Below are 13032 nucleotides of genomic sequence, written 5' to 3'. Positions count from 1 at the left end.
CACAGCAAAAACCTCTAAGCTGGACGCAGATCATTACGGGCCTTGCCCTGTGCAAGCCCGCAATGCATGACCAGCTAGTCCAACCGGAAAGAAGATTCGTGCGAAAAGTTTTGGCAGTATGCGCCACCGCGTCCATCCTTGCCCTGGCGTCCTGCGGTTCGGGTTCGTCATCCCTGAGCGGCATCGACGTCAAGCCAGCAGAAGATAGCAAGACCGCACCTGAGGTCAAATTCGATGCGCCGCTCCTGACCGAAAAGTCAGAAGCAGTCACCGTGGTGGAGGGCGAGGGTTCCGACATCAAGGAAGGCGACACCATCCAGATCCAGTCGGGCCTGTACAAGACCATCGACGGCCTGCTGACCAATGAGAACTTCACTGCTGATCCGGCTCCCATGAAGGTTGACGAGACGCTCAAGGAGCAGATGCCCGAGCTCTACGAAACCCTGCTGAAGTCCCAGATTGGCGACTGGATCGCCTACGCAGCCATCGAAGGCGTTCAGCAGCCGGACGGGTCCATCGCCGAACCGGCCGAAGGCTCGCGTGCCGAACGGCTGATCGTGATCAAGATTGCGGACTCCAAGAGCCCTAGCCAGACGATGGGCAAGGAAGAAGTCCAGCAGCTCAAGGACGACGGCAAGCTCCCCACCGTGAAGACCGGCAAGGGCGATCCGCAGATCACCATCCCCAAGGACACCGAAGCCCCGGCAGGCCTGGCAGTGGACGTCCTTGAAGAAGGCGACGGCCCAGCCGTTGGCCAAACGTCCAAGGTCACTGCCCACTACCACGGCGTGCGCTGGGAAGACGGCAAGAAGTTCGACGGCAACTTCGGCAACGAAGAAGGCTTCGAAGCCGATATGGCCGGCGGAGTCATCCAGGGCTGGCTGCAGGGCTTCCAGGGCCTGAAGGAAGGCAGCAAGGTCTTGCTGACTGTCCCAACGGACTTGGCCTACGGCGAAACAGCTGAAGCCCAGGGGCGTCCTGCAGGACCACTGGTCTTCTACGTAGAATTAGACAAGGTAAGCGAAAGCAAGTAACAGAAAGGCCGTGACTATGTCGTTCGGAGAACGCAACTACGACCGCACCAAGCCTGAGATCGATTTCCCGGGCACCGACGCTCCTGAAGAACTGGTCATCACCGACCTGGTCGAGGGAACCGGCGCCGAGGTCACCCCAGGCACCACCGTTGAAGCGCACTATGTAGGCGTTGCCTGGTCCACCGGCGAAGAGTTCGACTCTTCCTGGGGCCGCGGGCAGACCCTCGACTTCCCAGTGGGTGTCGGAATGGTTATCCAGGGCTGGGACCAGGGCCTGCTGGGCATGAAGGTCGGCGGCCGTCGCCGACTGGATATCCCATCGCACCTGGCCTACGGTGAGCGTGGCGCCCCAGGCGCCATTGCGCCTAACGAAGCACTGATTTTCGTTGTGGATCTGATGGGCACCAAGTAATTCCAAGTGCTGGCAATGGCCTCGATTAAATAATCGGGGCCATTGCTGTCCCAGAAGTCATCCTTATCGGCGAAAGTTGGTTAGTCTAGGCACGTGAGCACAAAGCAATCCCCGGGACCCAGCAAGGCAGAACGCCTGACCAGCCTCATCTATGCGCTGGCAACTAAATCACGGAAGTTCAACGCCGACCGCATTGGATCCTATTTGGTGCCAGGCGGTACCAAGGAGACCCGAGAGAAGGCGCTGGATCGCCTCAAGGACGATATCCGCAATGACTTCGGGTTGCAGCTGGACAAAGAAGTAATCGACGATGTTACGTACTACAGCATCGACACGACCGAGTGGTTCTTGCCGCCGGTGGAATTCAGCTCCGCAGAAGCCGGCCTGGTCGCATTGGCCGCGAGCCTTTGGAAAGACACCAAGCTCCAGTCATTGGGGCTCAATGCCGCGGCCCGAGTCACCGGCCATGATGGCGTGGCCTCGCCGGTCGCTCCGTTGGCCGGCTCATTGGTCCCACGCCTTTCCATGGATGAACCGAACTTCCGCGAATGCGCCCTGGCGGTCTTCAACCGCAACACGCTCAAGTTCGCCTATACGTCCTCTGGCGGCGCACAGAGCGAACGAATTGTTGATGTGTGGGGGATCGGGCAGCGCTACGGCAACTGGTACTTCACCGGCTATGACCACACGCGGAAAGATACCCGTGTCTTCCGCCTCTCGCGGGTTCAGGGCAAGTTCACGAATTACCGGCATGGCGGCGCTAACGCCGACGGGCAGTACCACGCCCGCCCCCAGGATTTCGACATGACCCAGGTCTTGCAGGATTTCGACCTGCAGAATCCGGGACTGGTGGCAACGGTGCGGCTCTTGGGCGATGAAGCAATCCCGCTGCGCGCCCAGGCAGTAAATGGCCGCAGCGATCAGGATGAGCTGCAGATCGGCTATGCGGATCCGCATTCATTTGCCCAGCAGCTGGCAGCTTATGGTCCGGCCGTGAAAGTCCTGGGACCCTCCGAACTGGTGGCCCAGGTGCGCCGGATTCTGCGCGACGCGCGCAGCTCCCAGACTAGCCAGGGCAACCAGGATGCCTACGCAGAGGTGAAGTTCCGTCCGCATCGCGCCACCGGCCGTGGCACCACCACAACTCAGGTCATGCGAAATATCGACATGATCCAGTATGTGCACGCCCATGGTGCCGTAGAAATCGAAGCGCTGGCAGAACGCTACTCCATGAGCGTTGCCAAGGTTCGTGAAGAGCTGGCCATGATCATGATGTGCGGTGTCCCGTACGGCCAGCATGACGAACTGATCAACGTCAATGACGGCGACGTTGAATCCGATACCGTTACGATCTCCAATGCAGCCCTGCTGGCCGAGCCGCAGAAGCTGGCGCCGCTGGAAGCAGTAGCCGTGCTCGGCGGGCTCAACGCCCTGGCAAGCATTCCCGAGTTCGAGCACCAGCAGGTGCTCGACGCGGCACTGGCCAAGGTGAATTCCGCGGTGGCCCGTTTTGACGGCTGGAGCGGGGCGCTGGGCTTCGCACTGTCCAAGGCGCGCGAGAACGATATTCCGCAGCAGCTGATTCAGGCGATTCGTTCCCAAGACGTCGTGCGCATCGATTACTACTCGGCCCGTTCGCGAACTCACCAGGTTCGCGATGTGGAACCGATCCGGCTCATTGAAGACGGAGCGGTGCAGTACCTGCGGGCTTGGTGCCGAAAGCGCCAGAGCCTATTAACTTTCCGGGTGGACCGGATGTTAAGTGTGGAAACTGCCGGTGAACAATTCGAGCTGGCGGCTCGGCATGAAGACCAGCAAGATGTCCAGATCCGGTATGCCTCCAACGACGATGACTTAGAGGTCATGGTCTATGTAGACGCCGAGATCTTACCGGTTATCGAAGCTTTCCATCCTCTTTCCTGGTCCACGGGAAAGGTCGGTACGGGGTATCTGGCCAACGTCCGGTTCTCGGATCACCAGGTAGCTGCGCCGCTCGTGGCTCGCCATAGCGGTAAACTGACTGTGGTCTCTCCTGACGCTACGCGCGAACAGGTAGTGAACTGGTTGGACGAGGCTATCGCAATGTATGAGGATTAATAGATGCTTCCTTGGTGGTTTTGGGTACTTTTGTGGACTGTGCTCGTTTTGGCGACAATACTTGTTGCGGCACTTGCCGGCTTCCGTTTGTTCAAACGGGGAATGGCGGTCGTCGAGGGCCTGGGCGACGCTGCGGATCACATCAGCGCCGGTTTAAGCCAGGAGGGCACCGTCGTGGAGTACGCTGCGAACCCTCGTCGCTACCCGCACGGAACCGATGCCACGCACGCGGATCCGGAGAAGATCAAAAAGCTTCGCGATAAGGGCAAAGCTGAAAGAATCGAGGCGCGTCGAGTTCGCCGCGTCGCACGTCGCGCACAGCGCGGCCAAGCTCAGAACATGCGCGATCTTGGCTTGTTCTGACGTAGACTTTAGATAGAGAGAAGGGAATCCACATGGGTGGCTTACAGGGATGGCATTTGGTCATCATTATCGTGCTTGCACTGCTGCTTTTCGGCGCTCCAAAGCTTCCAGGCTTGGCTCGCTCGATGGGCCAGTCGCTGCGCATTTTCAAGTCCGAGGTTCGCCAGATGAAGGATGATGATCCTAAATCTGAAACCGTTGATGGCACCATCAATGATCCGAACCCCAACGAAAAGAACAACTCGTAGACCTCTTCAGTGGCAACAAATAAAGACAAGAACCCGCGCAGCAAGAAGAAGCGGGCCAAGGACGCAGAAGGTCGGATGGCTCTCAAAGAGCATCTGATTGAAGCACGGAACCGGTTATTCAAGTCGCTCATCGCGCTGACCTTGGGCACGGTAGCCGGTTTCTTCGTATACGACTGGCTGCTTGCCTTGCTGATCGCGCCTGTGAAAGCTGCCGGCGGCTCGGTAGTGTTCACCGCGGTGATGTCACCCTTCGACATCATGATCAAGGTGGCGCTGTTCGTCGGCCTGATCGTTTCCTCGCCGGTGTGGCTCTACCAGCTGTGGGCATTCATCGTGCCGGGACTGAAAAAGAACGAGCGCCGTTTGAGCTACAGCTTCGTAGCAGCCGCGGTTCCGCTGTTCCTTGGCGGCGTGGCGATGGCCTACTTCGTTCTTCCGTTTGCGCTGGAATTCTTCATTAGCCTGTCGCCGGAGAACTCGGATAACCTGCTGAACATTTCCGAGTACCTGCCGTTTATCTTCCGCCTGCTCCTGGCATTCGGCTTGGCCATGCTGGTACCGGTACTGATGGTTGGCCTGAACATGGTTGGCGTCCTGCCAGCCAAGCTCATCTTGAAGAACTGGCGTATCACCGTCTTCCTCATCGCCCTGGTTGCCGCTATGGCAGCACCAGGCGGCGATGCAATCACCATGTTCGCGTTGGCTGGACCGTTGTTCCTCACCTTCGCCGTTGCCACCTTGATCTGCCACTTCAACGACAAGAAGCGCGCAAAGAAGCTGGCGGCACGGGAAGCCGAGAATGAACGCCTAGCAGCTGGTGAAACTTCTGGCATTGAAACCCCTAGCTCGATTGACGAACCTAAATCCCAGCTCTGAACCAGGGCAAGAAAGTGAACGACCACAAGTGACTTCACCCGCGGAACGCTACGCGAATTCCAAGGCACGGCAGGTCGAAAACGGCACTGCACTTCCTGGATTCCGGGCAAGCATCTCCTTCGACCTGGATCCATTCCAGACCGAAGCTTGCCAGAAGGTCGCAGAAGGGCACAGCGTACTGGTCGCTGCGCCCACCGGCGCCGGAAAAACTGTTGTTGGCGAATACGCCATCTACCAGGCTCTAGGCGAGAACCGCAAGGCTTTCTACACCACGCCCATCAAGGCGCTGAGCAACCAGAAGTATTCGGAACTGGTCAACCGCTATGGAGCGCAGAAGGTCGGGTTGCTGACCGGCGACACCTCCATCAATTCCGAAGCGCAGATCGTCGTCATGACCACCGAAGTGCTGCGCAATATGCTGTACGCGGATTCCCAAACCCTCGACGGCTTGGGCTACGTGATCATGGATGAGGTCCACTACCTCGCCGATAAATTCCGTGGTGCCGTATGGGAAGAAGTCATCATCCATCTGCCGTCCAACGTGCAGATCATTTCACTCTCGGCAACCGTGTCCAACGCCGAGGAATTCGGTGGCTGGCTGGATACCGTCCGGGGCCAGACCGACGTCATTGTCTCCGAGCATCGCCCGGTGCCGCTCTTCCAGCACGTCATGGTCGGCCCTAACGTGGTCGACCTGTTTGCCGAAGACGTAGCCTTCGACAAGGTGGCTGAAGACGATTCAAAGGCCTCGGTCAACCCCGAACTGCGAAAACTCGTACGCTCCCACAGCCCTGGCGGCCGAGTGCAGCGCGGCCGAGTGCAGCGCGGCCGGGGTCGCGGCGGCCGCGGCCCCCAGCGCAGTTCAGGCATGGGGCACCGCATCAACCGTCCAGCGGTTATCGGGAAGCTTGACCGGGCTGCTCTGCTGCCAGCTATCTTCTTCATTTTCTCCCGCAAGGGCTGCGATATGGCCGTGCAGCAGTGCGCCATGGCTGACCTGCGCCTGACGACCAATGAAGAAGCCGCCGAGATCGCGCAAGCGCTGGATGAAGTCGCCTACCGGATCCCCAGCGAAGACCTGGACGTTCTGGAATTCTGGTCCTGGCGCGATGGTCTGGTTCGCGGCTTCGCTTCCCACCACGCCGGCCTGCTCCCGATCTTCAAGGAAATCGTTGAAGACCTCTTTGCACGCAACCTGATCAAGGTGGTGTTCGCAACCGAGACCCTGGCACTGGGCGTGAACATGCCAGCACGCTCGGTCGTGCTGGAAAAACTGGTCAAATTCAACGGCGAATCCCACGTGCAGATCTCTTCGGGGGAGTACACCCAGCTCACCGGCCGTGCCGGGCGCCGCGGCATTGACGTCGAAGGCCATTCAATTGTTGTCTGGAACCCCGACCTGGAACCGGAATCCTTGGCAGGACTCGCTTCGAAGCGAACCTATCCGCTGAATTCCTCGTTCCGTCCGACCTACAACATGTCCACCAACTTGCTGGCGCAGTTTGGCCGTGAACAGACTCGTCAAATCCTCGAAACCTCCTTTGCCCAGTACCAGGCGGACCGTTCCGTGGTGGGCATGGCGCGCCAGGTGCGTTCCAAGGAAGAATCCCTGGCCGGCTACGCCAAATCGATGGAATGCCATCTCGGAGATTTCACCGAGTACCTGAAACTCCAACGAAACCTGGCCCAGGTCGAGAAGAACGCTGCGAAGGACCGCCGCCACGAGCGCCGTTCGGCAGCTGAGCAGTCCCTGCAGGCCGTGATCCGCGGCGACGTGGTGGACCTGCCAGGTGGCCGACGCTTCGGCCGCGCCGTGGTCGTCGAGCTTGATAAGGCCATGTACAACCCGCGACACACCGTGCTGACCGAAGAAGCGCAGCTTCGCCGGCTCTCGGTGGAAGACCTCAACGGACCAGTGCAGATTATTTCGCGGATCAAGATTCCCAAGGGGTTCAACGGGCGCACACCGAAGGAGCGCCGGGACCTTGCTTCATCCTTGCGCAACGCGATCTACGAGTCGCGTCCTCCACGCCAGGACGCCCAGAGCTTTGATTTCGAAGGCTCGGATTCCTTCGAGCGTGAAATCAACGCACTGCGCCTGGAGCTCAAGGACCATCCTTGCCACGCCTGCTCGGAGAAGGACCAGCACATGCGCTGGGCCGACAGGTACTGGAAGCTGAAGAAGGACACGGACAAGGCCCGTCGCGCCATCCGCGGGCGAACCAATACCATTGCCACGCAGTTCGACAAGGTCTGCAAAGTGCTCGAGCAGTTCGAATACCTCGTGCCTTCCGAGGGCGGCGAAGATTTCGCGCTGACCGACTCGGGCCGCCGCCTGCGCCGCATCTATGGCGACCGCGATCTGCTCACCAGCCAAATCCTGGAGACCGGCAAGCTCACGCAGCTCAATGCGGAAGAACTCTGCGCGGTTGTCGCCAGCCTGGTCTACCAGGCACGCCGCGACGGGGACCGTGCCGATCCGAAAATGCCAACGGGCAAGATCGATGACATCTGGAATAGCACTATCAGGATTTGGGGCGAGCTATCGGACGCTGAAGAGGCCTTGGGCCTTGACCCGACCGCTCCACCGGAATCCGGTTTGATCTGGCCAATGTACAAGTGGGCCCGCGGTTCGAGCCTGAACAGCGCGCTGCGCGGTACCGATCTGGCACCGGGTGACTTCGTGCGCTGGGCCAAGCAGGTCATCGACACATTGGACCAGTTCGCAAAGAATAGCGACCTTCCGCCATTGCTGGTTCGCAATGCCTACAAGGCAGTAGACCAGATCAAGCGCGGTGTAGTGGCCTACTCGAACGTGCTGGACTAGCCAGCAGGTCCAGCCGAAAAACTTATTAGCCAGTGCACGAGAAAAGGGAGACGCTGATGGCAAAAACACTCTACCGAAACGGGTCCATCTACTCAGCGGCCGATCCATTTGCTACCGCAATGGTGGTGGACGGCGACACCATTTCATGGTTGGGCGGCGAGGACGCAGCCGAGCGCCACGCGTCTGCCGTCGACGAAGTGGTCGACCTCAATGGTGGTTTGATTACCCCGGCGTTCGTCGAATCCCACACGCACCTTGCCGCCTTGGGCCGCACCCTTTCGGGAGCCGATTTGGGTGCAGCAACCTCGGCTTCTTCGCTGCTTTCCCTCGTCGCCGAGCAGGCGCAGAAGTCGACCAAGCTGGTCCTGGCTCAGGGGTGGGACAACTCGAACTGGGCTGACCAGCAGCTGCCCGCGGAAACCGACCTGACCAGTGCCGCGGAAGGCCGCGGCTATTACCTGGCGCGTCGCGATGTGCACAGTGCCCTGGTCAATCGGGAACTGCTGGATCTGCTGGACCTGGGCCACCTCGCCGCTGGCATCATTTCTGGTGCGGATCACGACGCCGTGCGTGAAGCACTCACCAATACGCAGAAGGCCGAACAGGAATACCAGCGCCTGGCACTGGAGCACTACGCCTCGCGTGGTTTCGCCAGCGTTGTGGAGATGGCGGCCCCGCATATTGAGGGCCGAGAGGCGCTGGAGCAGTTGCTGGCCATCGACAACCCTGAACTGCCGCAAGTCCATGCCTACTGGGGCGAACTGGTTAGCGATGCAGACATCGCCCAGGAGCTGGCCGCATCCTTCCCAACGGGAAAGGTGCTGGGCTTGGGTGGCGATCTTCGCGTGGATGGTTCGCTAGGCAGCCACACGGCGTACCTGCGCGAAGACTACAGCGATCAGCCGGGCGAACGCGGCACCCTGTATCTGAAGCGTGACGAAATTGCGGCCCACCTGGTCGCTTGCAGTTCCCGGGAGATCCAGGCCTCGTTCCATGTGATCGGAGACGGCGCCCTGGACGAGGTGTTGGCAGGTTTTGACCTGGCTGCTGAGCAGATTGGGGCAGCTAAGCTGCAGATGTGCCGGCACCGTCTGGAGCATGTCGAGATGGTTGATGAAGACTCGCGGGCCCGTTTGCTGCAGTACGCCATCATGGTTTCGATGCAGCCGGTCTTCGACCAGGCGTGGGGCGGCTCGAACGGCATGTACGCGCAGCGCCTGGGGGAGCGCGCAGCATCGATGAACAACCTCTCCGCTATGCTTTCGGCTGGTGTGCCAATGGTGCTTGGCTCTGATGCTCCGGTAACGGAGGTTGATGGCTGGCAGGTTGTTCGCGCCGGCATGAACATGACGAATGCTGAGGCTCGCATTTCGGCTCGTGCGGCCTTCTTGGCTCAAACCCGATCCACCTACCGCGCCATGGGCGAGATGAACCCGTTCGCCGGGCAGCTCGTGATCGGCGCGCCGGCGACTTTTGCAGTGTGGACTGCCTCTGAACTTGCTGTGCAAACTCCGGACGTCCGAATCAGTTCTTGGAGTACCGATGCACGAGCTGGAACTCCGATGCTTCCGGTCGTTGATGAGGAAATTCCGCAGTGCCTGCGTACAGTACGCGCTGGAATCACGCTTTTCAATACCCTTGAGCCAAGCGAATCGGCTTAAAGCGAAACAGATGCTCAATAAGCAGAATGAATTCGCAAAATTTGCCCTGACTAGTGGTGTCTAGGTAAAGAGTGAAGTCATTTGATGGTTGACAGCCTAGGTGGGGTACCCACTAGGCTGGTCTAAGCGCCTCTTCGAGATGCACATGCATTGCGTTGGAAACTACGCAATTTAAACAACGATCCTCAGTGACCTTAGATAACATTCTCTGTGCCTTTCGGCGTGGAGAATAGGGCCGAAGTCACTGAGGATCGTTCGTTAATGCGGTGTCTCCAGCGCGCTGATTGGCAAATGATGACTATACTTTGAATTTGGATTAACTCTTTTCGACCCGGTGTCCTGCATAAGCCATGCAGTCGACGCCGAGCAGGCAAGAGGCTTTGTGTTATATACCCAGAAAGGTGCCGCCGCGTGCGCGTCATTACAATCATTCCGACTTACAACGAACTGGAGTCGCTCCCGCTGACCGTAGGACGCTTGCGTACCGCAGTTCCTGACTCGGATGTATTGATCGTTGATGATAACTCGCCTGACGGCACCGGAGAACTTGCAGACAAGATGGCTGCTGAGGACTCGAATATCCACGTATTGCACCGTACCGGCAAGGATGGCCTGGGAGCCGCCTACATTGCAGGTTTCGAATGGGCGTTGGCTCGCGACTACGACGTACTGGTAGAGATGGATGCCGATGGCTCGCATATGCCAGAGCAGCTTCCACGCCTTTTGGAAGCCAGTGCCGCGGGCGCAGATCTCGTAATCGGTTCGCGTTGGGTCAAGGGCGGCGAAGTCGTGAACTGGCCAATGCTGCGCAAGATCATCTCGCGCGGCGGCAGCTTCTACTCGCGCACCATGCTGGGCTTGCCTCTGCGCGACATCACCGCAGGCTACCGCGCCTTCAAGCGCGAAACCCTGGAAGCAATCGATTTTGACGCCGTTGAGTCGCGCGGCTACGGCTTCCAGGTGGACATGACCTTCCGCGTGGCCATGCTGCGCAAGACGATCGTTGAAGTTCCCGTGACCTTCGTAGAGCGCGAACTGGGCGCCTCGAAGATGAGCGGCAACATTGTGTTCGAAGCAATGTGGAATGTCACCCGCTGGGGCTTGGGCGCCCGGTGGAAGAAGCTGACTTCCAAGAAGTAATACCCGTGGTTAAGCGAACTGGCGTGCAACGATGGATCGTTGCACGCCAGTTCGTTTAACCAGGAATCATCATCAGGTCTCGGGCAGGCAGTGAAATACAAACCAGCCCACCGCCCCAAAGGCGGACTGTGCAGGATGAAGATAGCTTCTACGAAGCTGCTTAGGCCGGCGGCGCTGGCCGCGCAATTTCATGCAGGCTCTTTGACGCAGTTGAAAATACTGGGCGTGGTCTTTGAGCCCCATAGCAGACAGGCAAAAGAGTGAGGGCTGGGTTTGATAACCATTGGTCATCAAACCCAGCCCTCAACCAAGCCCCTACGGCCATGCTAAGGCAGCATGGAACCGTGCGTGGGGGAGATTAGGCAGTTTCCCCGCGAGCAGCGCGCAGCTGCTGGAGGCGGTCTGCCAGAGTCTTTTCCAGTTCTTCTTCGGAACGGCGCTCAAGAAGCATGTCCCAGTGGGTACGGACAGGCTTTTCATTGCCCGGTTCTTCGGCCTTGGCTTCGCCGTGGACGAGCTTGGCTTCCTTACCGGTCTTGGTGTGCCAGGTTGCTGGAATTTCAGCTTCGGCAGCAAAGACGACGAAGACGGTCTCGCCCTCTTCGGTACGGTATTCCACACGCTGACGGGCAGCCGGCTCCACACCTGCCTCAGATTCCATGCTCTGTGCACCCAGGCGCATGCCTCGTAGGCTGCGATCGCTCATGTTTTCCCTCCGCGATGATTGAAGAATTCGCTACACGTACCAACGTTTGGCACTCGGAAATAATTCCCTCCGACTAGAGGTGAAGATAATTCTTGGTGCCAAAACATCCATTATACGCGTCTGCGGCGAGGTGCATTGTATGCACCTCGCCGCAGACGGCTAATCGGTTCTAAACCAGCTGTTGCTACAGGTTGCTACCTGGGGCCGATGGCGATTCCGGAGTGGCAGGCTTGCTGCCCGATCCGTTGCCGCCCAGCGCTCCGCCGATGCCCTTGAGTGCTTCGGTCAGTTCGCTTGGAATCACCCACAGGGTATTCGAAGTGCCTTCGGCAAGCTTCGGCAGAGTCTGCAGGTACTGGTAGGCGAGCAACTCATGGTCCGGCTTGCCGGCGTGAATTGCATCGAAGACCTTCTGGATGGCCTGGGACTCGCCGTCAGCGCGCAAGATTGCGGCCTGTGCATCGCCCTCGGCTTCGAGGATGGAAGCCTGGCGTGCGCCTTCGGCAGTAAGGATGGAGGACTGCTTGGTGCCCTCAGCGGTCAGGATGGCAGCACGGCGGTCACGCTCGGCGCGCATCTGCTTCTCCATCGAGTCCTGGATGGACAGCGGTGGATCGATAGCCTTCAGCTCGACACGGGAAACACGGATGCCCCACTTGCCGGTTGCCTCGTCAAGGACACCACGCAGCTGGCCGTTGATCTGGTCGCGGCTAGTCAGGGCCTCTTCCAGATTCAGGCCACCGACGACATTACGAAGCGTAGTGGTGGTCAGCTGTTCTACGGCCTGGATGTAGTTAGCGATTTCATACGTCGCGGCACGCGGCTCGGTGATCTGGAAGTAGACCACGGTATCAATCGAAACTACCAAGTTGTCCTCGGTAATAACTGGCTGCGGCGGGAAGGAAACAACTTGTTCACGCAGGTCCAGCAGCGGCAGCAAGCGATCCACAAAGGGGATCAGGATTGTCAGACCGGGATTTAGGGTTCGGTTGTACTTGCCGAGGCGCTCAACGATGCCAGCACGTGCCTGCGGCACGATGCGCACGCTGCGCAGTAGGACGACAATCACGAAGATTGCCAGAACGACAAGCACAATAGTCAAGCCAAAGCCATCTGAATTCATGGTTCGTACTCTCTTTCCTTGTGCAGTAGTGATGAATTTGGGGGCGTCAGGCTAGCTAGCCGTTAGCAGGGTCAGGGGACTTCGCGGTGAGGTATGCAGTTGCCCCGTCGATACGTGAAACCACGGCATAGGTGCCGGGATTCATGGTCGGAACGCTGGATTCAGCACGGGCGGTCCAGATCTCTCCACGGATCTTGGCCGAACCCGACATGCGCGAGGTCGGCTCGAGAATAAGTGCATCCGCACCGATTAATCGCTCGATATTGGTGCGGAAGCCCTCGGGTGATTTCCGTAAATGTTTGACGGCAATAGGTCGAACCAGGAAGATCATCAACAATGAAATGACGCAGAATACAAGGACCTGCAACCACATGGGTCCACTGAGCAGTGCGACCGCTACACCACCAAGGGCACCTACGCCGAGCATGATGAAGTAGAGATCAAGAGAAAGCATCTCGATGATCGCCAGCAGCAAGAACAGTGCCAGCCAGATCACCCAAGCGTTGCTGATGATCCATTCGGCTGTTGTCATGGCATTCACCTAA

Annotated in this window: 12 protein-coding genes; 9 read left to right on the top strand and 3 right to left on the bottom strand. The window is 58.9% G+C overall.

Features of this window, described 5'->3' with window-relative positions; translation table 11 throughout:
• Positions 1-98 precede the first annotated feature (98 nt).
• From AC1Z36_RS11920 to AC1Z36_RS11880, 9 genes are all read left to right on the top strand, one after another.
• Complete coding sequence (locus AC1Z36_RS11920) at positions 99-1034, top strand: FKBP-type peptidyl-prolyl cis-trans isomerase (protein WP_332486254.1); 936 nt, start codon at positions 99-101, stop codon at positions 1032-1034.
• 16 nt (positions 1035-1050) lie between these two features.
• Positions 1051-1446 (top strand): FKBP-type peptidyl-prolyl cis-trans isomerase, encoded by a 396-nt coding sequence (locus tag AC1Z36_RS11915; protein ID WP_013348985.1) that lies wholly within the window; start codon positions 1051-1053, stop codon positions 1444-1446.
• Positions 1447-1539: 93 nt separating this feature from the next.
• Positions 1540-3543, top strand: coding sequence for a helix-turn-helix transcriptional regulator (locus tag AC1Z36_RS11910; RefSeq protein ID WP_483561277.1), 2004 nt, complete (start codon positions 1540-1542; stop codon positions 3541-3543).
• Between the two features lie 102 nt (positions 3544-3645).
• Positions 3646-3906: a hypothetical protein gene (locus tag AC1Z36_RS11905; protein ID WP_133833372.1), complete on the top strand. Its 261-nt coding sequence runs from the start codon at positions 3646-3648 to the stop codon at positions 3904-3906.
• A 32-nt stretch (positions 3907-3938) separates the two neighbouring features.
• Positions 3939-4154 (top strand): Sec-independent protein translocase subunit TatA, encoded by a 216-nt coding sequence (tatA, locus tag AC1Z36_RS11900; protein ID WP_105657843.1) that lies wholly within the window; start codon positions 3939-3941, stop codon positions 4152-4154.
• A gap of 9 nt (positions 4155-4163) precedes the next feature.
• Positions 4164-5030 carry a twin-arginine translocase subunit TatC gene (tatC, locus tag AC1Z36_RS11895; RefSeq protein WP_105657844.1) on the top strand — a complete coding sequence of 289 codons (867 nt, stop codon included), beginning with the start codon at positions 4164-4166 and terminating at the stop codon, positions 5028-5030.
• Between the two features lie 28 nt (positions 5031-5058).
• Positions 5059-7857, top strand: a complete 2799-nt coding sequence (locus AC1Z36_RS11890; RefSeq protein WP_483561276.1) for a DEAD/DEAH box helicase — start codon at positions 5059-5061, stop codon at positions 7855-7857.
• Between the two features lie 56 nt (positions 7858-7913).
• Complete coding sequence (locus tag AC1Z36_RS11885) at positions 7914-9518, top strand: amidohydrolase (protein WP_483561275.1); 1605 nt, start codon at positions 7914-7916, stop codon at positions 9516-9518.
• 411 nt (positions 9519-9929) lie between these two features.
• Positions 9930-10658: a polyprenol monophosphomannose synthase gene (locus tag AC1Z36_RS11880; protein WP_105657847.1), complete on the top strand. Its 729-nt coding sequence runs from the start codon at positions 9930-9932 to the stop codon at positions 10656-10658.
• A gap of 358 nt (positions 10659-11016) precedes the next feature.
• Here AC1Z36_RS11880 and AC1Z36_RS11875 read toward each other — a convergent pair whose 3' ends face one another.
• The 3 genes from AC1Z36_RS11875 to AC1Z36_RS11865 all read right to left on the bottom strand — a co-directional run bounded on the left by AC1Z36_RS11875 (position 11017) and on the right by AC1Z36_RS11865 (position 13019).
• Positions 11017-11364 (bottom strand): RNA polymerase-binding protein RbpA, encoded by a 348-nt coding sequence (locus AC1Z36_RS11875; protein ID WP_105657848.1) that lies wholly within the window; start codon positions 11362-11364, stop codon positions 11017-11019.
• Between the two features lie 184 nt (positions 11365-11548).
• Positions 11549-12487, bottom strand: coding sequence for an SPFH domain-containing protein (locus AC1Z36_RS11870; RefSeq protein ID WP_105657849.1), 939 nt, complete (start codon positions 12485-12487; stop codon positions 11549-11551).
• 55 nt (positions 12488-12542) lie between these two features.
• Positions 12543-13019 (bottom strand): NfeD family protein, encoded by a 477-nt coding sequence (locus tag AC1Z36_RS11865; protein ID WP_105657869.1) that lies wholly within the window; start codon positions 13017-13019, stop codon positions 12543-12545.
• Positions 13020-13032: the final 13 nt, after the last annotated feature.

The organism is Glutamicibacter sp. BS14 (assembly GCF_056934375.1).
Note: the sequence above shows the minus strand (reverse complement) of the source record. Positions and strands in the feature narration are given on the sequence as shown.